The sequence below is a fragment of the Candidatus Thiothrix sulfatifontis genome, from assembly GCA_022828425.1.
Lineage (GTDB): Bacteria > Pseudomonadota > Gammaproteobacteria > Thiotrichales > Thiotrichaceae > Thiothrix > Thiothrix sulfatifontis.
Genome location: CP094685.1, coordinates 850,408 through 875,991, shown reverse-complemented (window position 1 = coordinate 875,991; position 25,584 = coordinate 850,408). Strand labels below are relative to the sequence as shown.

Below are 25,584 nucleotides of genomic sequence, written 5' to 3'. Positions count from 1 at the left end.
GACTGTGTACGCGGGAACGCCAAGAATGGTTTATTCCAATACCTCGACTTTGACTTTGGCGGTTCCGGTGCCAACCATGCCAATTTCTTTTGCCGCTGCTTTGGATAAATCCACCACCCGCCCGTGCTTGCTGAAACCACCACGGTCATTCACCTTGACTTCAACAGCTTTGTTATTGCGCAAATTCGTGACACGAATGCGGCAACCAAACGGCAAACTGCCGTGGGCGCACGTCAAATCATCCTGATCGAAACGTTCGCCACTGGCGGTTCTGCCCCCGTCAAACTTATCACTGTAATAAGAGGCCGTGCCGACTTGGTGAGGTTTGGCGGGAGCATCGGTATCGCGGGCGGATGGGGGAGGGGACGTTTTGGCGGGGTTTTGATGAGCGCTGACTTGCAGATAACCGGGCTGGGGTTGCGGGGTAGCGACCTTGCCCCCTAGCGAATCAGGCATCACGTAATACGCCTGTTTTGGTTCATGGGCAGCATTCCACACCAGCGGGGCTGAGGAATCGCGGGCGTTGCGGCGGTTGGATGTCTGGCGTTTTTTACTCACTAAACGCTTTTTGGCAGGCTTGCTGGTTTTAATTGTGGGTTTTGGTTTTATTTTTGCTTTGGTTTTTACCGCTGGATGAGCAGTGGCCTTCGCCGACTTGTGTTTGGAATGTTTCGAGACTTTAGAGGTAGCCGCTTTTTCTTTCGCTACGGCTGCGGTAGGTAAGCTTGCGGTCACGGCCAAAGCCAGTGCTGTTATGCCAATGCTGATCTTGCGTGCCCAGCTTGACTTTTTGGGTGGTTGTATTTTCATTGTTATCTCAATGCCTCCGACTAAAAAAGAATAAGTCGTTAAAAATCATAGCACGATGCCTTGGATTGTAAAACCGTTCCCGTACCGGCGCACCAAGACAATTGCAATTGACGATTGAACTTTTTGGGCAGATTAAGTCTCTATTTATGCGGGTTATGACAGACTTATCAGTCAACAGGGCTTACAATATTCATTTTTGATCTCACCTGTTTTTAGACGGGGCGCTAAAATTATTAGGGACAGGAACATGAAGAACGGGGAATTTATGCGAATTTTGCACATTGGCACATTATTGGCGTTGTCGATTTCAGTGACTGCTTGCAGTTCACAAAATGTGCAGCCGGGTACGGCGATGGCGACGCACTCACAAGCTGAATTATTTGGCGATACAGCCTCCACCGCTTCGCACCAGCAAGCCCCCATCACTAACCGGGCGCAACAAGCGCAACCGACCGTTGCTTTCAACCAAGATGAACAGCCGACCCCACCGACGGCACAAATTTCCCCCACGCAACTCCAATCAGCGGGTGGCGATAAAACTTACCGGGGGACAGGCAAACTCAACCGTTTACCTGACAATATTGCCAGCAGCTTACGGCTGCATGGCTTGTCAGAACAAAACCTTGGGGCTTATGTGCGCCCGGTCAGTGGCGGTCAACCGTTGCTGGTTGCGTATGCTGATACACCGCGTAACCCGGCTTCCACCATGAAATTGGTCACCAGCTACGCCGCACTGGGCGTATTAGGGCCAACTTACCGCTGGCCGACTGAGATTTACACCGCAGGCAATGTGGTGGGTGACACCTTGCAAGGCGATGTCATTATTAAAGGTTACGGCAACCCTGATTTCCGTGAAGCCGATTTCCGGCAATTGCTGCAAGCATTGCGGGCGCGGGGTATCCGCACTATCGCCGGGAATTTCGTGATCGACAAAAGTTATTTCAACGTTCCGCCACAAGCCGCGATTGATGGCAACGCCGGGGCAGACTACAACGCGCAGCCAGAAGCCTTGCTCTATAACGAACGCGGCAGTTGCTATGAAATGCGCAACAAAGCTGGGCAAATCCAAAAAATCTGCCCGCTTGCACCCCGCAACGGCAATGACTTAAACGCCAACTTGTTCGGGGACTTCTGGAAAATCTGGGTCGGGGAAATGAGCGGAAATCTGAGCGGTGGCCTGCAAGTGCAAGCCGTACCCGCCGGAGCGCAACTGGTCAGCACGCACCATTCCCAACCTTTGAGTAATGTGTTGGTCGAAATCAATAAAGAAAGTAACAACGTCAAAGCTCGCCAAGTATTGCTCTCAATGGGTGCTAAGCAATTCGGCGCTCCCGGCACGACTCAAAAAGGCGCGGGCGCGGTGGGGCAATTCATGGAAAGCCGGGGCTTGCGCTTTTCCAACCTGAAAATCGAAAATGGCTCTGGCCTTAGCCGTGTGGAACGCATTTCCACCCGTGAAATGGGCGAAATGCTAGTCGACGCTTACAACAGCCCGTATCGCGACGAATTAATGCGCTCAATGGCGGTACTGGGCGTGGATGGCACGGTGAAAAGTCGCCTGAAAAATCTGGCGGGACGCGGTAAATTCAAGACCGGCACCTTACGTGATGTACGCGCTCTGGCGGGGTATTTGACAGCGGCAAACGGGCAAACTTACGTGGTGGCGCTATTGCACAACGATGCCAGCATCCGTGCTACCGCCAAAGAAGCGCATGATGATCTGGTGGAATGGGTATATTACGGGGCGCAAAATAGCATAGCCAGTGCGCAATAATTTTTGTTATTAGCCAGACTAAACCCCCGCCTGATCGGGGGTTTAGTATTTATAAAATCATTACCATCCCAAATGACACAAATACCACCCAACCCAACATGCCCACAATCTCGGCGAGTGGAATTTCAAGAATCGTCATTTGATAAAAAATAATAATAACAAGTACTGGCAGTGCATCGTGCAAATTTGCGAGGATAGCACTGCATAATTGGTTGAATGCCTTCATCATCTGTTTAGCCCTTGTGCAGGCGCATCATTAAATAGTCATTAGCTATTTTAATGAATAGTCTCGGTATAATACAGTGATAATGATCACTTTATACACAAAAACTAATAGTATAGCGCCGTGATTGAATCGTTCTATTTTTAGGCAACTTTTCTTGCCGAGAGTTCAATTTTCAGGGTAAATAAATAAAGCATGTTGGGCAAACTAAATTATCTTATTGATAATGATTAAATTTTTGCCCACAAGTCATGTTCATCAGCATGAGTAATGTGCACTTGCACAAATTCACCGACCGGCAACTCGGCACCCTCGATGATGACCTGCCCGTCAATTTCAGGCGCGTCACGGTGAGTACGTGCAATGCTTTGCCCATCACCCGCCTCGTCCACCAGCACCGTCATGGTCTTGCCAATCAAACGGCTAAGCTTGGCAGCACTGATTTCGGCTTGTAATTCCATGAAACGTTCCAGACGCTCCTCTTTGACTTCTTCCGGCACTGCGCCGTCGATAGCGTTAGCGTCTGCGCCCTTAACTGGCGAATAGGTGAACGCACCTACGCGGTCGAGTTGCGCTTCTTCTAGGAAATCCAACAAGGTTTCAAAATCATTCTCGGTTTCACCGGGGAAACCCACAATGAAGGTACTGCGTACTGCAATCTCTGGGCAGGTTGCCCGCCATTTACCCAAACGTTCCAGCACTTTTTCCGCATGAGCTGGGCGGCGCATGTTTTTCAACACCGTGGGGCTGGCGTGCTGGAAGGGAATATCCAGATACGGCAAAATTTTGCCTTCCGCCATCAACGGTAGCAGGTTATCGACATGCGGATACGGGTAGACGTAATGCAAGCGCACCCACACGCCCATCTCACCCAAGGCTTCGGCTAATTGCTGCGAATGCGTTTTGATTGGGCGACCTTGCCAGAAACCCGTGCGGTATTTCACATCAATCCCATACGCGCTGGTGTCTTGCGAAATCACCAATAATTCTTTCACCCCCGCATTCACCAGATTTTCGGCTTCCTGCAACACATCCCCAATTGGGCGCGACACCAAATCGCCACGTAAGGAGGGAATAATGCAGAACGAGCAACGGTGATTACAGCCTTCCGAAATTTTCAGGTAAGCGTAATGGCGCGGCGTCAGGCGCACCCCTTGCGGTGGAATCAGGTGCGTGTACGGGTCATGCAAGGGCGGTAAATGCTGATGCACCGCTTGCATCACCGCTTCATACGCATGAGGGCCGGTCACGGCGAGCACATTGGGGTAAGCATCCAACACCGTACCCGCGTTTGCCCCCAAACAGCCGGTCACAATCACTTTGCCGTTTTCGTCGAGCGCTTCGCCGATGGCTTCCAGCGATTCTTCCACCGCAGAATCAATAAAACCGCAGGTATTCACCACCACCAAATCGGCAGCGTCGTAACTGCCGCTAATTTCGTAACCTTCGGCACGCAATTGGGTAAGAATGCGTTCGGAATCCACCAATGCCTTGGGGCAACCGAGACTGACAAAACCGACACGGGGCTGAGCTTGTTTCATAGCAAATAACGGGTAAGTGATTGGAAAGCCGATCATGATAGCGGATTTCGACACATTGTGCGCTGGTATCCGCGCAAATTGGCTGCAACACTACATCTTGTGTCAAGCACTTTTCGCAGTGGCTACGGAGTTATGCACACAGCACAAGATATGGTGAAAGCCTCACAGTATCCGCTCACAATGTCTCAGCAAAACCCTGCGCCATTCATAAGCCAATGATTTTATTAACTAAATATCTTGATTTATTTTTAATCAATCTGGGAAAAATCCTTATACAACAAGCGCTCTTGCACCTGTTTTTGCCAACTCTCCACAGACTTATCCACAGGATGTGGGGATAACCCACCTAAACGCCTGATTAAGTTAATATTAAGATTGTGTTAAAACCCTATTTAACGTATCCCTATCGAAAGGCATATACAGGCAACCTGCCTGTTTGGTTAGAATATTGGTCGATTGCGCATTCACATTCTGAGAGGAGAACATCCGATGTCGAAAAAATATCCCGTTATTGCGGTAACAGGTTCCTCAGGTGCAGGCACCACCTTCGTTAAACGTGCGTTTGAGCATATTTTCTTCCGTGAAAAAATCACTGCTGCTGTGGTTGAAGGTGACAGCTTTCATAGCGTGACACGCACTGAATTCAAACAGCGTGCTGCGGTAGAAACCAACTTCAGTCATTTTGGCCCTGAAGCGAACGATTTCCATGCGCTGGAAGCCTTGTTCAAAAGCTATGGCGAAACCGGCAGCGGCAAAAAGCGTTACTACCTGCACAACGATGCCGAAGCCGCGCACCACAATAAGCGTTTGGCGGATACGGGAATCACTTGCACCGCAGGTTCCGGCGAATTCACCCCATGGGAAGATACCGAAGCGAATACCGACATTCTGTTTTACGAAGGCTTGCACGGCTTGGTAAAGGATATTAGCGCCGATAAAAAATACGGTGGGTATGACGTCGCCAAATACGTCGACCTCGGCATTGGTGTCGTGCCTAGCGTCAATTTGGAATGGATTCAGAAAATTTCGCGTGACCACGCCGAACGCGGCTACTCACCGGAGGCGACCGTCGACACGATTATGCGCCGGATGCCGGATTACATTAACCACATCACCCCGCAATTTTCGCGCACCCACATCAACTTCCAGCGGGTGCCAACGGTGGATACGTCCAACCCGTTTATTGCGCGGGATATTCCAACCGCCGATGAAAGCTTCGTGATTATCCGTTTTGCTGACCCCAAAGCGTTTAACGTGGATTTCCCCTTCCTGCTTGCCATGGTTCACGACTCCTTTATGTCACGCCGCAACAGCATTGTGGTGCCGGGTGGCAAAATGGTATTGGCGATGGAGCTGATCTTAAACCCCATCATTCATGAAATGATTGAGACCAAGAAGAAGCTCTAAGTAATTCTGCCCCCTCGCTGTTTTAGTGAGGGGTGTTTTGCAGGCAAGTGCGCAATAATTCGCAACGGGCAAGCGCCACATCGGGTGCGTAAGGTTCCGGGGGAAATTTCCCCCAAACAGGCGCAGGCCATGCCGCATCGTTTTGAAAACGTGCAATGTGATGCAAGTGTAATTGCGCCACCACATTGCCAAGTGCCGCAATATTGAGCTTGTGCGCTTGAAACAGCGTCATAAGCGCCAAGCTTACCTGAGCCGATTCCGCCCACAATTGCTGACGCTCGGTGCCCGTTAATTCGTGGATTTCGCGGATTCCCGCGCGACGAGGTACCAGAATCAGCCAAGGGTAACGCGCTTCATTCATCAGCAAGACGCGACAGAGTTCTAAGTCAGTAACGAAATACGTGTCCTGCGTCAATTGTGGGTGCAGAACAAAATCGTGAGGGTGGTTTTCTTTATTCATGATTTGATTCTGGCACAGCTTACCTGAACTTTCCCCTATCCCGACGGTCTTTTGGTGTATCAACACCAGCGAATACGGGAATTATGACCATGAAATACACATTGTTGACCACACTCTGCGCGGGCTTGCTGAGTGGCTGTGTCGCAACCAATCCAGCCTTAACCAACAATACCGGAGCCCCGGTGCAACAACCAGCGGCGTCGGCTGAAAGCTATTTCATCGCCAACCGTGATCTGCTGGCGGCTGAAACCAAATGGCGGCAACACAAACCCGCGCATTACCGCTACACTTTGCAACGTTCGTGCTTTTGCACCCCGGAATTCCGCAAACCGATTGACATTGAGGTGTCTGGCAGCACCGTGACCCAATCAACGGTAGACGGCGTAGCCCTCGCACTGGAACGCCGCGCTGATGCCTTAACCGTGGAAGATTTATTCGACATTATCCGCAAAAGTGTTGACAGCAAAGCGGCGCGTATCAGCGTGCAATACGATCAAGACAATGGTCGCCCACTGTCAATCAGCATCGACCAAAACTTACAGATGGCTGATGAGGAAATGCATTACACCGCCTCCGACTTCAAGGCAGTGACCAAAGCCAAGCCCAAGGCAAAAAAGAAAGCCAAAAAGACCGTCAAAAAATCCACCAAAAAATAACCCACGGCAAACTACCCCCGTAGAGACGCAAGATTTTGCATCTCTACCTACCCAAACGGCTGACAATGCGGTAATTTATTCACATGCCGCAAACCACCGAACTCATCACCACCCTGAAAAAGCTACTCAAGCGCCACAATAAAACTTATGTTGACGTCGCCGCCTGCCTGCAACTCTCCGAAGCCAGCGTCAAACGCCTGTTTTCCGAACAAGATTTGTCGCTGCAACGTTTGGATAAAATCTGTACCTTAATGGGCATGGAAATCTCCGACTTGGTACATGAAATGCGAGCCGAACACGCCAAACCCATCAGCGAGCTAAGCCATGCACAGGAAAAGGAAATTGCCGACGATTTGCACCTGTTGCTCGTCACCGTGCTGGTGCTGAATCGCTGGTCATGGCAAGACATTACCAACCGTTACCAGTTTAGCGAAGCGCAAGTGATCCGCTACCTCGCACACCTCGATCGCTTGCGCATTATCGAATTGCAGCCGGGCAACCGCATTAAGTTGTTGGTTGCCCCCAATTTCAAATGGCGCGATGATGGCCCAATCATGAAATTATTCCTTGCCAAAATCGAAACCGAATTTTTCCGGGCGCGTTTCATCAAAGACAACGAAAAACTGGTGGTACTCAACGGCATGTTAAGCGATGCCAGCAACGCCCTGTTCCAACGCAAAATGACGCAATTAGCCAAAGATTTCGACACCCTGAGCAAGGATGATGCCAGTCTGCCCATCGGCGAACGCAAGGGATCGACCGTGCTGCTGGCGATACGCGACTGGGATTACGAACGCCTATTCGGTGATCAGCGCAAGCTAACGCCACGGGTGTAGCGCCCACTAATCAATGTATGGCATCCATCAGTCATTTTTCCTTGAAATTGACTGAGATACGCTGTATTTTTAAACCAAAACATCTTGTTCATTTTACTTTAAGTGTCTTTGGCGCAGATTATTTATGAAACCCATTGCTGTGCTTATAATATTTATTATTGGCTTATTTAGCATTTTTCTTGGCTACGCTTTGATTAAAGACAATAAGCCACGTACAGCCGAAGAAGTAAGAATGCAGTTGCAATTGGATGACGATAAGCAACAGCATGAAGTTCAGATAAAAGAACTCGATTTAGACCGTGATTTGGCCATAAATCAGCAACAACTCAATTACCAAACGTACCTCCAACAGCAAACCTTGAACCATGACGTGCAGTTGGAACAGTTGCGCATTCAACGGCAACTCGCCACCGAACAATGGGAATTAAACCAAAAAGCACAAGCCGAGCAACAGAAGCAACAAGCCGAGATTGCCATCAAACAGCTTGAATCCACCACGAAATACACCCTTAACCAGCAAAAATTGACGGCTGATAATGCGCAATTAGGCATGAAATTAACGCACGATGCCACCATGCAACAACAGAAAGCAGCAAGCATAGAGAGCCGCATTTACCTCGTATCCGGTGCGGGTGTCGCGATAATTTTGGTGTTATCGGGGTCGGGAGCCGTGTTATTCCTCATTTGGCGGCGTTCGAGGGTGGAAATTATGCACCTCAGACAATGCCATCAATACAATCTGGAAGAGCGCCACCTGACGCATGAAGTACGCATGAAGGTGCTGGATGTCATCACCCAGTTTTCTTCAGAAGAACGCGTGGAAATTATTGGTAAAATTGTCAGTGCAACGGCGGTACCGCCCGTTGATACCACGATTGTCTTGAACCCTCGGCAAACGGAACAACCGCCAACAGCGCCGCCCGTTACGAACGAGCTAAGCGCCGACAAAGCGAATCCGCCGACATCGACAACGCTTAGCCGTTACAGCTTACCGACCTTGGCGTTGATGCCGGTGCATGACAGCAAGCGGGTGATTGCGGCACAATTGCACAAACTAGCCGCCTACCGCTCTTCTTTTTCCAATAAGACTTCCCCTAAATGACGCAACAACGCCTCTACACCCACGGCTGGGATGACTACGAACTGCTCGACGCAGGCGATGGCAAAAAGCTGGAACGCTGGGGGAAAATCCTCACCATTCGCCCGGAAGTGCAAGCCTATTTCAAACCGGGCAAGCCTCACAGCGAATGGTACACGTTGGCGCATTGGGAATTCATCGAAGCCGATAAACACAGCGGTGTGTGGCATCCCTTGCGCGACGCTGCCCCAACAACGTGGGAAATCGGCTACCAGCGGCTGCGTTTCCAGCTCGAATTAACCCGTTTCAAACACCTTGGCTTATTCCCTGAACAGCGCTGCAATTGGGATTTTATTGCGGAACACCTGCCCGCTGAAAGCCGCTTTCTCAACCTGTTTGCGTATACCGGCGCGGCGTCGTGCATCGCTCGGCAAACCGGCGCGGAAACCTTGCACGTCGATTCCGTTAAGCCATTGCTGACTTGGGCGCATTCCAATATGGAGCGCAGCAAACTGACGGATATTAAATGGGTGCGTGAAGATGCGCTCAAATTCGTGGAGCGCGAACTCAAACGCGGGCGGCATTACGACGGCATTATTATGGATCCGCCCGCGTGGGGCTTGGGTAAAAAAGGCGAAAAATGGAAACTCGATAATAAGCTGGAAGCGTTATTGGAAGGCGTGCAAGGGTTGTTAACATCACGCGGGTTTCTGATCCTCAACACGTATTCGCCCACGATTGGCTTGGCGGAAATCACCCGCTTGGCGCATCAGTATTTCAAACCGCAACAGTGCGATGTGCGTGAGTTGTGGATGCAGACCAGCACGGGTAAGGACTTGTATTATGGGAATGTATTGCGGGTAGTGAAAGCCTGACTACTGAGCGCTTAGATTTGGTGAAATTCACATCAGAAAACGGTAAATATCATCCACCGCCACTTCCAACCCGACTGATTCCAGCATTAACACTTGCCCCGCCGTGTAAATCTCCCGTTCCCAGTCACGTGCTCGCCGGTAAACCTCGATATGCGGCGTATCCTGCGAACACAACACGTATTCCTGCAAACTGGCAAACAGCCGGTAGGCTGCCAGTTTTTCGGTGCGATCCTTGCGGGCGGTGCTGTCTGATAACACCTCAATAATCAAGCATGGCGAAGTGTTGGCATACGTTTCGGTTTCTTCCTCACAACTGACTTGTACATCGGGGTAATAATAGCGATCCGTTTCCAGCGAACGGATGCCCACTTTCATGTCCGACTGGAACACCTCACACGGGCTACCTTCCAGATGGTTGTACAGCAGGTTGGTAAATTTCATGGCAACACGGTTATGTGAGCGACTAGCGCCCGCCATCGCGTACACTTGCCCGTCTACGTACTCGTATTTTTCATCATCCCCACGGCTATGTTCCCACTGCAAATACTCGTCTGGCGACATATAGCTGGATTTCGGCACTGCGCCCACGTTGCACCTCGGTGTGGTTGGCAAGATACTCACAGCTTAGCCCAGCACTTCGCCAAAGGCAAAAGCTCCATTCAGGGGCATATTCATCCTTCACAACAAGTGATCAGCAGACAGGAAAACGTTGGAATGCAGGCACAAAAGGTGGTGCAATGTATGATTTTTACGCTACAATATCACGAATATTTTGTCTATATTTTTATTTCTAATGGGGTGTTTCCGTGGAAGTTATTGATTTATTAAAGGGGGCTTCGATTCCTGTCATTTTTATTGTGATCGGTTTTGTCCTACTGTTTTTAGCTTTAGGGGTAAGACCTGCTGATCATCTGGTAAGAATCAATGTCAATGCTTGGTTTGCGGGAGTATTGAGTTTTGTATTCTTATCGTTAGGCTTAGCTTTACAAGTTGCGCCTGCCTTCACCGCCTCACTGGAAAAGAAAGAAGAGCCACCTGCTTCACTTTCAGATTTGGACATCCGTGAACGCTTAGACTCTGGCATAAAAAAATACGATGAAAAAAAATATGCAGAAGCGATTGTAGATCTTCGTGAAGTTCTCAAACACTGGCCAAACGACGAACTAACATTACTTTCTCTTGGCAAAGCTTACTACCAAAATGACAAACATGAATCTGCATTACAAATACTTGATACGTTATTAACGATCAACCCCAATAAATGGGAGGCGTATGAAGTAAAGGGATGGATATACGCTACTAAGGGTGAGCGCATGAAGGCAATAGAGCTATATGAAAAAGCGCTATCTATAAATCCAAGCGAAAGATATATATTACACGATATAGCAATAAATTATAGAATAATAGGAAAATATGATCTTTCTTTATCTGCCATTAATAAAAGAATCGAAAAGGATTCTACTTTTTACTACCCTTATTATATACGAGGACTTACATACCGAGACATGGGGAAAATAGATGAAGCCATTTCTGATTTCACCAATTGCATAAAATATGATCACGGAAAATTTTATGAAAAAGAATGTCGAGAAAATATTGAAAAACTCCAAAAAATTAAGTAAGCGATCAAGAGGAAGTTAATAATTTTGAACGTTGATATGTGCTTTTTTCAGGAAGAATCCCTGTCCTTTTAGGGCAGGCACGCTGTCAAACCTCTGACGATTAATCTAACACAAATACAAGCACGTATCATATTTTGCTACTTAACGGCTTGCCATCTTCAACTTTTCCCATTCACGTTGCGTCAAGCGCAACCATCCCCTAATCTTCCTCTCAGAGCATAACAACTGTTAATCGCAACCAGAGGAACACCCCATGAACGACAATATCACCCTGCCCAACTCCAGTAGCTGGTTATTCTTCGTCAAACTCACCTTCGGCATTGCGCTGGTGGGGATGGCAGCTTTCATCTTCTTCCTCGAAGGCAATCTGCTCACCAAAGGTTACCTTGCCTTAAACTCCCTGTTTCTGGTCAGCTCCACCATTATGTTGTCAAAAACTTTGCGAGATGAGCACGAAGCGCAACGCTTGCTGAATCGCATTAGCGAAGCCAAAACCAACAAAATCCTCAAAGAATACGCCGAGTAAGGGAGGCAATCCGCATGTTTTACTTAATCGAAAAACTCGCCACGGCGGTACGTGGTGGCACTCGTGAAGTACTGGAAACCGCCGTCGATGCCAACGCCACCCGCATTTTGGGGCAGGAGATTCACGAATCCGAAAGCCATTTACGCGAAGCCAAGCAACACCTTGCGCAAGTGATGGCTGACAAATTACGCCTGCAACGCCAGCTTGATGCGCAAAAAACCCAACTGGCAAGCAAGGAAACTCTGATTCGCCGCCATATCGAACAAAGCGATGAAGCCGCCGCGCTGTCACTGGCAGAAGATTTCAGCCAACACGAAACCCGGCTGGAACAGCAACAGCGCCAACACGCGCAATTGCACGCTTACGAACAGCGGCTATTGCAAACCCTGAAAAGCACCGCCAACAAGCTGGAACATTACCGCGCGGAATTGCGCATGGCACAGGCGACCCAACACGCCCAGCAAGCGGTCGGTAAACTCTCCCGCCATGCCAACGTCCACAGCGACAAATTTGCACGGATGCAAGATTCGCTGGAGCGTATTCGCCAACGCCAGGACACGTTTGACGACCAAATGCAGGCGCAGCAAGACATTGATGCTTACCTCAACGGCGACTTGCCGCCAGCCCAGCACGCCCGCGAACAAGCCGCAGCGGTATTGGCACGCTTGCGCAACACCCCGCTGCCCTGACATTTATCAGCAATTATTTGCCCTAGGTTTGCTAACATGGAAACGTTAAGATTTGATGAAAAAAATGTGGAGCGCCTAATGGATAAAGAGCAAATTAACGCAACCGAACCGATGGAAACTGACCCGATTACTGCCGAGGCGGTGGAAACGTTTGCCGTGCTGCAAGCCAGCGCGGAGGCGTCTGATGCCCAAATCAGTGCCGCCGAAGACATTTTGGAACACATTATCCCCAAACCGACCGATAGTGCCGCCGCCTTCAAAGCGCTGGAGTCGATTTTGGAAGGTGCCTCCCCCGATGATGCCGCCGCTCTCAAAACTGCGCTGTTACGCTGGCAAAAATACGAAGCCAGAATGCCCGTCAGCCCCGACGATGAATTGGTCGATGACTGGCGCTCAGCGGTTTACCCTTACAAAAATCGCCTCTCACGCAAATCTTACGAAAAACAGAAATACCACCTGCAAGTGGAATTACTCAAGTTGCAAGCGTGGGTACGCGAAACCGGGCAACGGGTGGTGATTCTGTTTGAAGGCCGCGATGCAGCGGGTAAAGGCGGCGCGATCAAACGTTTCATGGAACACCTCAATCCACGGGGTGCTCGCGTCGTGGCACTGGAAAAGCCCACCGACATGGAACGTGGGCAATGGTATTTCCAGCGTTATATCCAACACTTACCGTCTGCCGGTGAAATCGTGCTGATGGATCGTTCTTGGTACAACCGTGCAGGCGTTGAACGTGTCATGGGCTTTTGTAATGAAGCGGAATACCTGTCTTTCATGCGCCAAGCCCCGGAATTGGAACGCCATTTAGTGAACAGTGGCATTCACTTGATTAAATTCTGGTTCTCCGTCAGCCGCAAAGAGCAGCGCCGTCGTTTTAAAGAACGTGAAATTCACCCGCTCAAGCAGTGGAAACTTAGCCCAATTGACTTGGCATCCCTCGAAAAATGGGATGAATACAGCAAAGCGAAGGAGGCGATGTTTTTCCATACTGACACCTCCGAATGCCCGTGGATCATTATCAAATCAGATTGCAAAAAGCGGGCGCGTCTCAACGCCATGCGTTACGTGCTAAATAAGATGAACTACACAGGCAAGGATGCACGCAATATCAACCAAGCTGACCCGCTGATCGTTGGGCGAGCCAGCTTTGGCGGCAACAACAGCTAAGGCTTAATTTAGCTGCAATACCTGTCCCGCTTTAATGGTGTAAGGCGCGGACAGGTTATTCAAACGCACCAACTTTTTGACCGGCACGCCGGTTTGACGCATCGCTTCGTACACGGTATCACCCGCTTTCACCTGATACGTGCCGGTATGCAAATCCGCCCAAGGCAAGCCGTGACTAATCAGCTTAGCGGCTGATTTTTCAAGGGTTTTAAACGTGGCTTGTTTCACACTCACTTCGGCACCGGCACTTTTGCCGGAAAACTTGCGGTAAGCTTGCATCACTTTGCTCACATACGCTTTATTCGGAATGCGCCCGCCGGGTTTAATACGTCCCTCACCCGCGTTATAAGCCGCGACCATGCGCGGTAAATCACCGCTGTAGCGTTGCTGCAAATAACCCAGATAACGGGTTCCACCGTGGATATTTTGCTGGACACTGTACCCATTGCGAATATTGAAGCGGCGTGCCGTGGCGGGCATGAGTTGCATCAAACCTTTTTCCCCCAGTGAGCCACGCGCTTTGGGACGAAAACAACTTTCCACCGTAATCACCGCTTTCACCAGACTGGAACTCACGCCGTGTTGAATCGCAGCGTTGTGGATCAAGGGTTTATACGCATTGGCTCTGGCTTGCAGATTATCGCTGCTGAGGGTTTGGCAGCCTGCGGCGTGGGCAAAAGGCGAAGCACACGCCAGCAACACGCTGACGGCGCGGGGGATGATTTTTCTCATGAGGTGGACACTCTTTACTCAAAACAAATGTTTTAAGCAAGAAGCCACCGAGGGTCAATGAAAATATTTTTATTTATGAATAGATTAAATTTTTTATTGACAATAATTAAGCCAGTGCACGGTAACGTTCCATCAGCGTCTTGGTCACTTGTGACACCATGGACTGCGCTTCGGGGTCAATTAGCTCGTGGATGAAATCCAACTCATCCAATACCCGATCAATTTTGTCACGGGTATCGTAACTGTCCAATTCACCGGCGATTTTTTGCAGATGCTTGTAAGGGTTATCCACAATATTGGAAATACCTTTCATGCCATCTTGAATGATGCCGTCTTGCATGGTGTGCTCCTTAAGTAAGGTTATTAGACTGAACAACTGGTCGGCTGCTTGCTCCTCTCTAGCAGTGAATACTAGCCGTTTACCACAGGCAAGACTACACTAACCCATAACGACAATAACAAATTTACCGCATTTACAAGGAGCTGTTCATGACATCATTCGCCATCGCCATCTTGATCTTCATCGCCGCGCTCATTTTCATGGGCGTGAAAATGGTGCCGCAAGGCTACAACTACACGGTCGAGCGCTTTGGGCGTTACGTCACCACGCTGCAACCCGGTCTGGGCTTGATTATTCCAATGATTTACCGCGTCGGGCGCAAGGTGAACATGATGGAACAGGTACTCGACATCCTCCCCCAACAAGTCATTACCGCCGACAACGCCAACGTCAACATTGACGGCGTGGTGTTCTACCAAGTGTTTGACCCCGCGAAGGCTTCGTATGAAATCACCAATTTGCAAACCGCCATCCTCAATCTGATTATGACCAACTTGCGTTCAGTGTGCGGTGCTTTGGAGCTTGATCACCTGTTAAGCAAGCGTGATGAAATCGGCGCACGGGTACTCGCGATTGTGGACGAAGCCACCAACGCTTGGGGTGTCAAAGTGCTGCGCGTCGAAATCAAAGACATCGAGCCGCCCGCCGAATTGGTTCGCGCCATGAATTTGCAAATGACCGCCGAACGCCAAAAACGCGCCCAAATCACCGAATCCGAAGGCAAAAAGCAAGCGCAAATCCTCGAAGCCGAAGGCATGAAAACCGCCGCATTCCTGCGTGCCGAAGCCCGCGAACGCGAAGCGCTTGCCGAAGCGAAAGCCACCCAAATGGTGTCCAAAGCCGTCGCGGAAGGTGATGTGCAAGCCCTCAACTATTTCGTGGCGCAAAAATACGTCGAAGCATTGGGCAAGTTTGCCGATTCCAACCAGCAAAAAACCATTTTCATGCCGCTGGATACCAGTGGTTTGATGGGTTCCATCGGCAGCATCAATGAACTCTGGAAAGCGATGAAGGATAAAACCTGATGGACATGCAACAGCTTGAATTCTGGCATTGGCTGATTTTCGGCGTGTTGCTCATGGCGCTGGAAAGCTTCATTCCCGCGATGCTGGTGATGTGGTTCGGATTTGGCGCAATCGTCGCCGGTATCGCCCTCTGGCTAATTCCGGCATTGCCGCTGAGTGGGCAAATCCTGATTTTCGCGCTGGTGTCGCTGGTAAGCGTCTTTGGTTGGCGCAAATCGCGCTTCAGTGAGGCAAATATTCATTCCGACACGCCCGATCTCAACAACCGTTTGCACAGTCACTTCGGCAAGGAATACACCTTGACCGAGGCGATTATCGACGGGCGCGGCACCATGCGCGTGGGTGATACCGCGTGGCGCGTGCGCGGAGACGACTTGCCTTCCGGCACACGGGTGCGTGTTACCGGCGTAGACGGGGTGATTTTTATCGTGGAAAAAGCCTAAGCTGGCGATAGCCTACAACTGCACGCCAATAGTCACGCCGGTGCGCGGCAACCACGGGTATCCGGCGCCAACGCCGTCGTAGCTGTTACGCTCGTTGTTACGTTGCACCTGCCGCGATTGGCACACGCGGAAACCGTCATCCCAACCCAACTTGTATTCCGCATTATTGGCCTTGCTCAACTCTTTAGCATAAGCGAAGGCTTTATTGCCACCCGCTGACAGCCCGCTTTGGCAACCGTCGCGGTATCCGTTGGTGAACAGCGGTGACTGATTACTCACGCCCGCCATTTCGCGTTGCAATTGCTCGGCAGGCGGAACGCTGGCGCAGCCGGTCATAATGAGTGCGCAATAACCATAAATAAAAACTTGGTAAATATTCATCATTTAATCCTTAGTGCCAACGCACCGCAGTGGGGTCAAGCCCTGATAGTAACGCAAATTTCAGTGAAAATAGCCAAAGCCCCTGACTCGCTATCCGGCTAATTTCAACTTTTACGGTTGCAAAACTTTACTTTCACCGCGATTACAAGCATAAAATGCGGCCTTGTGACTAATCGAAACACGGGCAGCGTTGCTTGGAAGCATAAAAAATGAGTGAAAATCTAGTAATCGTCGAATCCCCGGCGAAGGGTAAAACCATCCAAAAGTACTTGGGGCAAGGGTTTGAAGTGCTGGCCTCTTACGGGCATGTGCGCGATTTAATCCCCAAGGAAGGCGCTGTCGACACCGACAACGGCTACGCAATGCGTTATGAAATCATCGACCGCAACCAAAAGCACGTCGATGCGATTGCGCGGGCGCTCAAAAAAGCCGACAACCTGTACCTCGCGACTGACCCGGATCGCGAAGGCGAAGCCATCTCTTGGCATTTATACGAATTATTGAACGAACGCGGCGCACTCAAAGGCAAAAACGTGCAGCGCGTGGTCTTCCACGAAATCACCAAACGCGCCGTGCAAGAAGCCATTGCCAACCCGCGTGACCTTGCCTACGATCTGGTGGATGCGCAGCAAGCCCGCCGCGCCTTGGATTATCTGGTCGGTTTCAACCTCTCCCCGTTGCTGTGGCGCAAAATAAAACCCAGCCTGTCCGCCGGGCGGGTGCAAAGCCCCGCCTTGCGCCTGATTGTGGAACGTGAAGACGAAATCGAACGTTTCGTCCGCCAAGAATACTGGACGATGACCGCGCAAAATGCCAAAAACGGGCAAGCCTTCAACGCCCGTTTGCACACGCTGGATAATCACAAACTCGACCAATTCGACATTAACAATGAAGCGCGGGCAACCGAAGTGCGCGAGCGTTTGCTGCAAGCTGCTAACGGCAAATTGCTGGTCAGCAAAGTCGACAAAAAACAGCGCAAGCGTTACCCCGCGCCGCCTTTCACCACCTCGACCTTGCAGCAGGAAGCGGTACGCAAACTCAAGTTTTCCACCCAACGCGCCATGCGGGTTGCCCAGCAATTGTACGAAGGCATTGACTTGGGCAGCGGGCCGGTGGGTTTAATTACCTACATGCGTACCGACTCGGTAACGTTGGCAAACGAAGCCATCGGCGAATTGCGCGGTCTGATCGAACAACGTTACGGACAAGATAAATTGCCGGAAACGCCCAATTTCTACAAAACCAAATCCAAAAACGCGCAAGAAGCGCACGAAGCAGTACGCCCGACCTCGGCATACCGCACCCCGGAACAGGTCAAAAACCACCTCAATGAAGAACAGTTCAAGCTGTACGAATTGATCTGGAAACGCACGGTTGCCTGCCAAATGATCTACGCCACGTTGGATACGGTATCGGCGGATTTGACCGCCGCCGCAGGCAGTTTCTTCCGCGCCTCCGGCTCGACCATCCGCGATGCCGGTTTCTTGCTGGTGTACGAAGAAGGCTTGGATGACCGCGCCAGCGAAAAGGAAAACCCGCTGCCACCGTTGGAAGAAGGCGAAAGCGTCACCCTCAACGACATTGCCGCCGAACAACATTTCACCGAGCCGCCACCGCGTTATTCGGAAGCGTCCTTGGTAAAAGTTTTAGAAGAATACGGCATTGGGCGACCATCGACCTACGCCAGCATTATTTCCACCCTGTTGGCGCGTGAATACGTCGAACTGGAAAGCCGCCGCTTCACACCGACCGATATTGGGCGCATTGTGATCCGGTTTTTGACGGAGCATTTCACCCAATACGTCGATTACGATTTCACTGCGAATCTGGAAAATGAGCTGGATGAAATTTCGCGGGGTGAAAAGGCTTGGGTTCCGGTGATGGATGCGTTCTGGCAACCGTTCCACACGCTGGTTGACGAAAAAATGGAAAGCGTCAACCGCAGCGACGTGTTGCAATCGCGCGAAATCGGCATTGACCCCGCCAGTGGCAGACCCGTATCGGTGCGTTTAGGGCGCTTTGGCCCCATGGTGCAAATCGGCACCAAAGACGATGAGGAAAAGCTGGTCTTCGCTGGGTTACGTCCCGGAATGAAGCTGGATACGGTCACACTCGAAGAAGCCCTCGAACTTTTCAAACTGCCGCGTCAATTAGGCGATACCGAAGACGGCAAAGCCATCAGCACCAATGTCGGGCGCTTTGGGGCTTACGTCAAATACGGCGACCAATTCGCCTCGCTGAAAAAGGAAGACGACCCGCACACCATTACCTTGGAGCGGGCTTTGGAACTGATTGCTGAGAAAAAAATCAAGGATGCGGAAAAAATTCTGGTGGATTTCGGCAATGGGGTGCAAATTCTCAAAGGGCGTTGGGGGCCGTACATCAACAAAGTCATCAAGCGCGTCAAAGTGCAAGCACGTCTGCCCAAAGACCGCGAACCCGACAGCATGACCTTGGAAGAATGCGAAGCGTTGATTGCGGTCGTTGCCGAAGCCAAAACTGCCAAGAAAGGCGCGAAGAAAGCAGCCGCTGCGCCCGCAACAGAAACGGCAGAACAGCCAGCCGCCGATGCTCCGGCAAAACCGGCGAAAGCCAAAGCAGCGCCGAAAAAAGCCGCTGCTGCCAAAAAGCCCGCCGCGAAGAAACCGACGGCAAGCAAAAAAGCACCTAGCCCGAAAAAATCAGCGAGCTAACGCATGTTGACCCGCGATTTATCCGTTGCCCTTCACGCCGTCCAATCCGGCGGCGTGATTGCTTACCCCACCGAAGCCGTCTTCGGTCTGGGCTGCAACCCCGCTGATCTAGCCGCCGTGCAACGCATCCTCACCCTCAAGCAACGCGCCGCCGATAAAGGGTTAATCTTAATTGCCTCTGACTTGTCACAACTGGAGCCGTACCTGTTACCGCTGAATGCGACGTTGCAAGCCCGCATCCTCCCCACATGGCCGGGGGCAGTAACCTGGTTGCTGCCAGTGCGCCCGGAGGTTTCCCCACTGATACGCGGCAATCACAACACGCTGGCAGTGCGGCTTAGCGCCCACCCGATTTGCCGCGCCCTGTGCCAACAACTCGGCCACCCACTGATTTCCACCAGCGCCAATTTGAGTGATCACCCCCCCGCCCGCAGTGCGGCTGAAGTACAACAGCAATTCGGTGCGCAATTGGACGCGATTTTGGATGCGCCCTTGGGCGATCAAGCGCAACCCACCGAAATCCGCCACGGGATTACCGGGGAAATTGTTCGCCCCGCCTGAACGGGGTAGCATCCGCCCCATGAAAATTGAAATTCTCCCCAACCTCGATTCAGTGGCAGCCGACCAGTGGAATGCACTGGTGCAGGACAATAACCCGTTTTTGCGCCACGAATTTCTGGCAGCGCTGGAACACCACGGCTGTGTGGGCAAGGAATTCGGCTGGTTGCCACGCCATATTGTGGTTTACGAGCACGAAGTCTTGGTTGCCGCCATGCCCTTGTACGAAAAGTACAATACCTATGGTGAATTCGTGTTCGATCATGCCTGGGCGCAGGCGTATGAGCGCGAGGGGATGCAGTATTACCCCAAATTGGTTTCCACGATTCCCTACACGCCCGCCAGCGGGCAACGCTTATTGGTGCAAGTCGGGCGCGAGGCGGAACTGTTTCCCTATTTACTCTCGGCAGTGGCGCAAGTGGCAGAAGCCTTGCAATGCAGCAGTTTTCATTGCTTGTTTTCCCCTGCCGAGCAACTGGAATGGTTGGCAGAGCAAGGGCTAACCGTGCGGCACGATTGCCAATTTCATTGGCGCAATGCGGATTACCAGAGCTTTGACGATTTCCTCGCTGCCCTTACCTCGAAAAAGCGCAAAAACATTAAGCAGGAACGTCGCAAAGTGGTGGATGCTGGGGTTCATTTGCGACTGCTTGATGGCAATACCGCAACGGCAGAGGATTGGGCACGGTTTGCGTTTTTCTACCAACACACGTTTGAAAGCAAGTGGGGTATTCCCACCCTAAATGTCGGTTTTTTCCGCGAAATGGCAACGGCGTTGGGCGAACAAGTTTTCCTGATTTTGGCGGATAACCGTGAGGGCGAGTGCATCGCCGGTTCCTTGATGTTTGCGAGTGCGACGCGCTTGTACGGGCGGCACTGGGGCTGCACCCAAGACATCGACAGCCTGCATTTTGAGGCGTGTTATTACCAAGGCATTGAATATTGTATCCGCCAGGGTTTGCAGGTATTTGAACCGGGGGCGCAGGGGGAACACAAAATTCCGCGTGGGTTTATCCCGACCCTGACCCGTTCGGCGCATTGGTTGCGGGAAGCAACCTTCCGGCAAGCCGTGGCGCGTCATGCGGAGTATGAAAAAGGCAGTGTGGCGGACTACATGCGTTCCGCCAGTGAACATTTGCCCTATCGCGAACCTTAGCGCTTTTTGCCTTTCTTGGCTGCCGCCGCTTTTTTCGCGAGTTTTTTCTTTTTGCTGCCCGCTGCTTTGCCAGAAGCTTTGAGTTTTTGGGGACCGCTGTACGTACCGACCAAGCCTTCGATGCTGCGCCGTTGGAAACGCTGTTTCAAAAACCGCTCGATATTCACCATTAAATTCCATTCGGAACTTTGCACCAGCGTAATCGCCGTGCCCTTGGCATCGCCGCGCCCGGTGCGCCCAATGCGGTGGATGTAATGCACGCCGGTGCGCGGTACATCCACATTGATCACCAATTCCACGCCTGCAATGTCCAAACCCCGCGCCGCCAGATCGGTCGCAATCAGCGCCTTGATCGTGCCATCACGGAAAAACGCCATAATGCGGTTGCGCTCTTTCTGATCCATCTCGCCATGCAACACGCCACAACGCACGCCTTTGGCTTGCAAACCGCCGACCAATTCACTCGCCCGCACGCGGCTATTGGTGAATACCACCGCTTTCGCAAACGTTTCATTCAGCAGCAACCACGCCAACAAACGCTGTTTGTGCGCAATATCGTCGGCAATAATCACCTGTTGCTCAAGGTTTGCGTGCTCATCTTGCAGCGTATTCAGGCGTAACATTTCGGGGTCACGCAACAGCTTTTCAGCGATTTTAATCATGCCGTATTGCTGGAGCGTGGCGGAAAACAGCAGCGTTTGGCGGTCGGGATTGCACGCCGCTGCGATGGTTTCCAACTCTTGGCTGAAGCCCATTTCCAGCATCCGGTCGGCTTCATCGAGAATCAGCACTTCCAGACGTGAAAACTCCGGGGTTTTCGCCTCCATCAATTCGAGCACGCGCCCTGGTGTGGCGATGACGATTTCGGCATTGTTGAGCAGCATGTTTTGCTGCACACGGAAATCGGCTCCACCCGTAATCAGCCCCACTTTTAGCCCGGTGAATTCGGTCAATTGCAGGCATTGCTGGTGAATTTGCTTCGCCAATTCGCGCGTCGGCACGAGCACCAACGCCCGCGTGCCGAAATATTCGGAGGGGTTTGTCAGCAAATGGTGCAGGGTGGGTAGCAAAAACGCGGCGGTTTTGCCACTGCCAGTTTCGGCACTGACCAGCAAATCGCGGCGCGTCATGGCGCGGGGAATCGCGGCTAATTGTACCGGGCGGGGTTGGGTGAAACCCATTTTTTGCGCGGCTTGCAACAGCGGGGCGGCGAGCGCGAAGTCGGCAAACGTGGGGGCGGGCGTGGGAATGTCAGTAGGCTGCATGGATTTTTCAGTGTCCGGGGCGGTAAAGATGCAGCATAACCGATTATTCACATGAGGCGTAGGGGGCGCGCTAGGCAGGCAATAACCAATTAATCGGCGCTCTGCCCTTGGCTTGCAAAAACGCATTGGTGCGTGAAAACGGCTGACTGCCAAAAAAACCGCGCCGTGCCGACAAGGGTGACGGGTGCGCACTGGCAAGGATGCCATGCCGAGCGGTGTCGATCAGCGCGGTTTTTTTCTGCGCGTGATTGCCCCACAAGATGAACATCACGGGTTGCATTTGAGCGCTAACGGCTTGGATTACCGTGTCGGTAAAAGTTTCCCAACCGCGTTTTTGATGGCTGCCCGCGTTGCCCGCTTCTACCGTTAGTGCGGTGTTGAGCAGCAAAACGCCTTGCGCCGCCCATGCTTGCAGGCAACCTGTGTGGCTATTGTCTACGCCTAAATCGTCATGCAATTCGCGGTTGATATTGAGCAGCGAACGCGGTAACGCGGCAACATGCGCTTGTACCGAAAACGCCAGACCGTGCGCATGACCCGGTGTGGGGTATGGGTCTTGACCGAGAATAACCACGTTGACCTGATCTAGGGGCGTGCTTTGCAGGGCGTTGAAACGCTGCTCCGCCGCAGGCAGGATGTGTTTGCCCGCAGCAGTTTCCGCTTGCAGGAAATTGCTCAGGTCGAGCATGTAGGGCTTGGTGAGTTCTGCACCGAGAGCAGTTTGCCAGCTTGGGGGAAGAATGATAGTTTGCATGGGCAAGCTTTTTAACACGTTCTGACACCAAGCGGCAATCCACCGCCTACGACACCCGCAACATCCCCTTGTGGACGATAAAATCAATGATCGTCTGCAAGCCCAGCTTTTCCTTCAAGTTGGTAAACACAAACGGACGCTCGCCGCGCATTCGTTTGCTGTCGCTTTCCATCACTTCCAGCGAAGCCCCTACGTAAGGTGCAAGGTCGATCTTGTTGATCACCAGCAAATCGGAGCGGGTAATACCGGGGCCGCCTTTGCGCGGAATCTTTTCGCCTTCCGCCACGTCGATCACGTAAATGGTGAGGTCTGCCAGTTCGGGGCTGAAAGTCGCCGACAGATTATCGCCGCCGCTTTCGATGAAAATCAGATCAAGCCCGGGAAAACGGATTTGCAAATCTTCCACCGCTGCCAGATTCATCGAGGCATCTTCGCGGATCGCAGTGTGTGGGCAACCGCCGGTTTCCACACCGACAATGCGTTCTACGGGCAGGGCTTCGCTACGCATCAGGAATTGCGCATCTTCCTGCGTGTAAATGTCGTTGGTGACGACGGCAATGTCGTAAGTGTCGCGCATGGCTTTGCACAACGCATCCAGCAGCGCGGTTTTGCCAGAACCGACCGGGCCGCCGACACCGACACGTAAGGGGTTAGACATGGTATTTCCTTTTTTTACGATCGAAACAAACGGGTGTATTGGGTTTCGTGGCGGCTGCTGGCAATAGCTAAGGCGGGCGATGACGCGCCAATGTCGTCATCAGCCACTTGCAAGCCTTGCGCCACCACTTCCGGCAGCAACGCCGTCATTTCATGCAAAATCTTTTGCCCCTGAGTTTGCCCCAGCGGGATGATTTTTACCGCTGACAGCACCAGATTTTCCAACCAGCTCCACACATAGCCGTAAGCGGTCTGTTGCAGCGGGATTTGCCAATGCACCGCAGCGAGTGCGAAAGCGGCGGATTGGCTTTGGGCGAGTAGCGGTTTCCAGCGAGCAGCATTGGGGATTTCCAAGGCAATCAGCAAATCGGTCAGCGCCCGCCCGCGATTCTTTTCTTCCAGCAATAATTCGCTGGTTTCGCGGCTGGCGTTGAGGGTGTGAATCCAGTATTCCAGTGCTTCCACATCAGCGCGTTCCACTGCATGATACAGGCGTTGCAATACCGGAATATCCAGATGCGTCATGCCGCTGTGCAACTGGCTTGCAAGCCAGTTTTGCAAATCGGCGGGAGTGGCAATCCAGCCGCATTCCACCGCCCATTCGATCCCCTGCGAATAAGTGAACGAACCAATCGGCAAGGTCGGGCTGACTAGGTGCAGCAGGCGCAACAGTGCCAGATCAGTGATCATGGGAATGCGAATGCCCGCCGCCATACGCCCCCGCTTCTGGCTCGAATGGGGCTTGTTCCACCACTACATGCAAGCCTAAACCGTGAAGCATGTCGTCCAGCACATGGTCGTGCTGGTAGCGGATCATGCCCTGCATGATTTGCACGGGTACATGGCGGTTGCCGAGGTGATAGCAAGCCCGTGCCAGCAACCACGGGTCGGCGCACGTCAGGGTAGATACCGTTTCGGGCGCGGCTTGGATGCGGATGAGTTCACCGCTTGCGCCTTGCAGGACATCGCCGTGTTGCAGGCAGGAACCGCGTGGCAGGAACAAGCCTGCATCGCTGCCATCGTCCAAGGTCACACGTTGGCGGCTGATAATGCGGCGTTCGTGCGGTAAGGTCAGCGACAGGTAAAACTGGCGGGGTGGGACGCTGCTTTTATCCAGAATACGTTCAATTTTAAGCATTACTTAACCTAGGTAGAGGAAATATAACGTTTGCACGTCCACAAAGCAGTTTTCATGCCAACACATAATACCCCGCCCTTGCATCCAGTCTAGCCTTTACCCTTTCCCAATTGGGCATCACCTGAGACAGCAAACGGTAAAAGCGTTCGCTGTGGTTATGCTCGGCAAGATGACACAACTCATGCAGAATCACGTAGTCAATGCACTCGCGTGGGGCTTTCACCAGATGCGGGTTAAGCGTTAGCCTACCTTGGGGTGAACAACTGCCCCATTGGGTGTGCATGGTAAAAATGCGTAACGGCGGACGTTCAGCCACCCAAAGTGCCTGTTCCAACATGGCATCCAGCCGTTTGGCAAACACTTCTTTAGCACGAACCTTGTACCAGTCGCTCAAGAGTTGTTGCACCTTTTCCGCACTTTTCTGACGCACAGTCACTTCCAGTTTGCCGCGTAACAATTTTACTTGTGGCGTGGTGTTGGGGTCTTCCAGCACTTTCAGCAGGTATTGTTTGCCCAAGTAATAATGGCTTTCCCCGCTGATATATTGCCTTGGGGTGACGTAAGCGGATTGTTGGCGAAAATCGCGCAGTTGTTGGTAAATCCAGCGACCGCGCTTTTTCACTGCTGCCAGCACTTCGTTATCATCCGCTTGGGCTGGGGCGGCAACTTCGATCCGGCAATCGGGGTGAACCTTGATCAACACCCGCTGGATTCCCTCGCTACGCGGCAAACGCTCAAACGTAATCTGTTCATCACCATAGCTAAACTGAAGCATCTG

The 25,584-nt window shown here is 51.8% G+C and carries 29 protein-coding genes; 15 read left to right on the top strand and 14 right to left on the bottom strand.

The window, feature by feature from the left end; translation table 11 throughout:
* Positions 1 to 30 precede the first annotated feature (30 nt).
* Entirely contained in the window at positions 31 to 810 is a 780-nt protein-coding gene (locus tag L3K52_04430; protein ID UOG92983.1) for a septal ring lytic transglycosylase RlpA family protein, read from the bottom strand.
* A 247-nt stretch (positions 811 to 1,057) separates the two neighbouring features.
* On the opposite strand from L3K52_04430, the gene L3K52_04425 reads away from it, so the two are divergent.
* Positions 1,058 to 2,584 (top strand): D-alanyl-D-alanine carboxypeptidase, encoded by a 1,527-nt coding sequence (locus tag L3K52_04425; protein UOG92982.1) that lies wholly within the window; start codon positions 1,058 to 1,060, stop codon positions 2,582 to 2,584.
* 49 nt (positions 2,585 to 2,633) lie between these two features.
* Here L3K52_04425 and L3K52_04420 read toward each other — a convergent pair whose 3' ends face one another.
* Both L3K52_04420 and rimO read right to left on the bottom strand, forming a co-directional pair.
* Positions 2,634 to 2,813, bottom strand: a complete 180-nt coding sequence (locus L3K52_04420; protein UOG92981.1) for a hypothetical protein — start codon at positions 2,811 to 2,813, stop codon at positions 2,634 to 2,636.
* A 224-nt stretch (positions 2,814 to 3,037) separates the two neighbouring features.
* Positions 3,038 to 4,348 carry a 30S ribosomal protein S12 methylthiotransferase RimO gene (gene rimO / locus L3K52_04415; protein ID UOG92980.1) on the bottom strand — a complete coding sequence of 437 codons (1,311 nt, stop codon included), beginning with the start codon at positions 4,346 to 4,348 and terminating at the stop codon, positions 3,038 to 3,040.
* A 489-nt stretch (positions 4,349 to 4,837) separates the two neighbouring features.
* Here rimO and L3K52_04410 point away from each other — a divergent pair, with 489 nt between their 5' ends.
* A complete protein-coding gene (locus tag L3K52_04410; GenBank protein UOG92979.1) occupies positions 4,838 to 5,755 on the top strand; it encodes a phosphoribulokinase in 918 nt (305 codons plus the stop codon).
* 22 nt (positions 5,756 to 5,777) lie between these two features.
* Here L3K52_04410 and L3K52_04405 read toward each other — a convergent pair whose 3' ends face one another.
* Positions 5,778 to 6,215: an HIT domain-containing protein gene (locus tag L3K52_04405; protein ID UOG92978.1), complete on the bottom strand. Its 438-nt coding sequence runs from the start codon at positions 6,213 to 6,215 to the stop codon at positions 5,778 to 5,780.
* Positions 6,216 to 6,304: 89 nt separating this feature from the next.
* Between L3K52_04405 and L3K52_04400 the strand changes: the two genes are divergently transcribed.
* The 4 genes from L3K52_04400 (at position 6,305) to L3K52_04385 (ending at position 9,660) form a co-directional block, all read left to right on the top strand.
* Positions 6,305 to 6,871, top strand: a complete 567-nt coding sequence (locus L3K52_04400) for a DUF6174 domain-containing protein (GenBank protein UOG92977.1) — start codon at positions 6,305 to 6,307, stop codon at positions 6,869 to 6,871.
* An 83-nt stretch (positions 6,872 to 6,954) separates the two neighbouring features.
* Entirely contained in the window at positions 6,955 to 7,707 is a 753-nt protein-coding gene (locus L3K52_04395) for a helix-turn-helix transcriptional regulator (GenBank protein ID UOG92976.1), read from the top strand.
* Between the two features lie 232 nt (positions 7,708 to 7,939).
* Positions 7,940 to 8,809: a hypothetical protein gene (locus L3K52_04390; GenBank protein ID UOG92975.1), complete on the top strand. Its 870-nt coding sequence runs from the start codon at positions 7,940 to 7,942 to the stop codon at positions 8,807 to 8,809.
* A complete protein-coding gene (locus tag L3K52_04385; protein ID UOG92974.1) occupies positions 8,806 to 9,660 on the top strand; it encodes a class I SAM-dependent methyltransferase in 855 nt (284 codons plus the stop codon). The genes L3K52_04390 and L3K52_04385 overlap by 4 nt, the downstream gene beginning before the upstream one ends.
* 27 nt (positions 9,661 to 9,687) lie before the next feature.
* On the opposite strand, the gene L3K52_04380 is transcribed toward L3K52_04385, so the two are convergent.
* Positions 9,688 to 10,248, bottom strand: a complete 561-nt coding sequence (locus tag L3K52_04380) for a Uma2 family endonuclease (protein UOG92973.1) — start codon at positions 10,246 to 10,248, stop codon at positions 9,688 to 9,690.
* 218 nt (positions 10,249 to 10,466) lie between these two features.
* Between L3K52_04380 and L3K52_04375 the strand changes: the two genes are divergently transcribed.
* The 4 genes from L3K52_04375 to ppk2 all read left to right on the top strand — a co-directional run bounded on the left by L3K52_04375 (position 10,467) and on the right by ppk2 (position 13,664).
* The gene (locus L3K52_04375; GenBank protein ID UOG92972.1) at positions 10,467 to 11,282 is read left to right on the top strand and encodes a tetratricopeptide repeat protein; all 816 of its coding nucleotides are present in this window, start codon (positions 10,467 to 10,469) and stop codon (positions 11,280 to 11,282) included.
* A gap of 253 nt (positions 11,283 to 11,535) precedes the next feature.
* Positions 11,536 to 11,808 carry a hypothetical protein gene (locus tag L3K52_04370; GenBank protein UOG92971.1) on the top strand — a complete coding sequence of 91 codons (273 nt, stop codon included), beginning with the start codon at positions 11,536 to 11,538 and terminating at the stop codon, positions 11,806 to 11,808.
* A 14-nt stretch (positions 11,809 to 11,822) separates the two neighbouring features.
* On the top strand, positions 11,823 to 12,497 hold the full coding sequence (locus tag L3K52_04365) for a PspA/IM30 family protein (GenBank protein ID UOG92970.1): 675 nt from the start codon (positions 11,823 to 11,825) through the stop codon (positions 12,495 to 12,497).
* A gap of 351 nt (positions 12,498 to 12,848) precedes the next feature.
* Complete coding sequence (gene ppk2 / locus L3K52_04360) at positions 12,849 to 13,664, top strand: polyphosphate kinase 2 (GenBank protein ID UOG93965.1); 816 nt, start codon at positions 12,849 to 12,851, stop codon at positions 13,662 to 13,664.
* Positions 13,665 to 13,667: 3 nt separating this feature from the next.
* On the opposite strand, the gene L3K52_04355 is transcribed toward ppk2, so the two are convergent.
* Both L3K52_04355 and L3K52_04350 read right to left on the bottom strand, forming a co-directional pair.
* Entirely contained in the window at positions 13,668 to 14,396 is a 729-nt protein-coding gene (locus L3K52_04355; protein ID UOG92969.1) for a transglycosylase SLT domain-containing protein, read from the bottom strand.
* A gap of 106 nt (positions 14,397 to 14,502) precedes the next feature.
* Positions 14,503 to 14,736, bottom strand: coding sequence for a hypothetical protein (locus L3K52_04350; protein ID UOG92968.1), 234 nt, complete (start codon positions 14,734 to 14,736; stop codon positions 14,503 to 14,505).
* Positions 14,737 to 14,885: 149 nt separating this feature from the next.
* On the opposite strand from L3K52_04350, the gene L3K52_04345 reads away from it, so the two are divergent.
* Positions 14,886 to 15,761, top strand: coding sequence for an SPFH/Band 7/PHB domain protein (locus L3K52_04345; protein ID UOG92967.1), 876 nt, complete (start codon positions 14,886 to 14,888; stop codon positions 15,759 to 15,761).
* On the top strand, positions 15,761 to 16,204 hold the full coding sequence (locus L3K52_04340) for an NfeD family protein (protein ID UOG92966.1): 444 nt from the start codon (positions 15,761 to 15,763) through the stop codon (positions 16,202 to 16,204). Before L3K52_04345 ends, L3K52_04340 begins: the two co-directional genes overlap by 1 nt.
* A gap of 12 nt (positions 16,205 to 16,216) precedes the next feature.
* On the opposite strand, the gene L3K52_04335 is transcribed toward L3K52_04340, so the two are convergent.
* Positions 16,217 to 16,588, bottom strand: a complete 372-nt coding sequence (locus tag L3K52_04335) for a hypothetical protein (protein ID UOG92965.1) — start codon at positions 16,586 to 16,588, stop codon at positions 16,217 to 16,219.
* A gap of 206 nt (positions 16,589 to 16,794) precedes the next feature.
* Here L3K52_04335 and L3K52_04330 point away from each other — a divergent pair, with 206 nt between their 5' ends.
* The 3 genes from L3K52_04330 to L3K52_04320 are packed head-to-tail and all read left to right on the top strand — an operon-like array spanning position 16,795 to position 20,992.
* Positions 16,795 to 19,278, top strand: coding sequence for a DNA topoisomerase I (locus tag L3K52_04330; GenBank protein UOG92964.1), 2,484 nt, complete (start codon positions 16,795 to 16,797; stop codon positions 19,276 to 19,278).
* A gap of 3 nt (positions 19,279 to 19,281) precedes the next feature.
* On the top strand, positions 19,282 to 19,839 hold the full coding sequence (locus L3K52_04325; protein UOG92963.1) for a threonylcarbamoyl-AMP synthase: 558 nt from the start codon (positions 19,282 to 19,284) through the stop codon (positions 19,837 to 19,839).
* A gap of 19 nt (positions 19,840 to 19,858) precedes the next feature.
* Positions 19,859 to 20,992 (top strand): GNAT family N-acetyltransferase, encoded by a 1,134-nt coding sequence (locus L3K52_04320; GenBank protein UOG92962.1) that lies wholly within the window; start codon positions 19,859 to 19,861, stop codon positions 20,990 to 20,992.
* Here the strand turns inward: L3K52_04320 and L3K52_04315 are convergent.
* The 6 genes from L3K52_04315 to L3K52_04290 form a co-directional block, all read right to left on the bottom strand.
* On the bottom strand, positions 20,989 to 22,257 hold the full coding sequence (locus L3K52_04315) for a DEAD/DEAH box helicase (protein ID UOG92961.1): 1,269 nt from the start codon (positions 22,255 to 22,257) through the stop codon (positions 20,989 to 20,991). The two genes, L3K52_04320 and L3K52_04315, sit on opposite strands and share 4 nt — an antisense overlap.
* Before the next feature lie 70 nt (positions 22,258 to 22,327).
* Positions 22,328 to 23,011, bottom strand: coding sequence for a uracil-DNA glycosylase (ung, locus tag L3K52_04310; GenBank protein UOG92960.1), 684 nt, complete (start codon positions 23,009 to 23,011; stop codon positions 22,328 to 22,330).
* A 46-nt stretch (positions 23,012 to 23,057) separates the two neighbouring features.
* Positions 23,058 to 23,669: an urease accessory protein UreG gene (ureG, locus tag L3K52_04305; GenBank protein UOG92959.1), complete on the bottom strand. Its 612-nt coding sequence runs from the start codon at positions 23,667 to 23,669 to the stop codon at positions 23,058 to 23,060.
* A 14-nt stretch (positions 23,670 to 23,683) separates the two neighbouring features.
* Positions 23,684 to 24,382 (bottom strand): urease accessory protein UreF, encoded by a 699-nt coding sequence (locus tag L3K52_04300; protein ID UOG92958.1) that lies wholly within the window; start codon positions 24,380 to 24,382, stop codon positions 23,684 to 23,686.
* Positions 24,348 to 24,806 carry an urease accessory protein UreE gene (ureE, locus tag L3K52_04295; protein UOG92957.1) on the bottom strand — a complete coding sequence of 153 codons (459 nt, stop codon included), beginning with the start codon at positions 24,804 to 24,806 and terminating at the stop codon, positions 24,348 to 24,350. Before ureE ends, L3K52_04300 begins: the two co-directional genes overlap by 35 nt.
* Positions 24,807 to 24,858: 52 nt before the next feature.
* Positions 24,859 to 25,581, bottom strand: coding sequence for a M48 family metallopeptidase (locus L3K52_04290; protein ID UOG92956.1), 723 nt, complete (start codon positions 25,579 to 25,581; stop codon positions 24,859 to 24,861).
* Between the last annotated feature and the right edge of the window lie 3 nt (positions 25,582 to 25,584).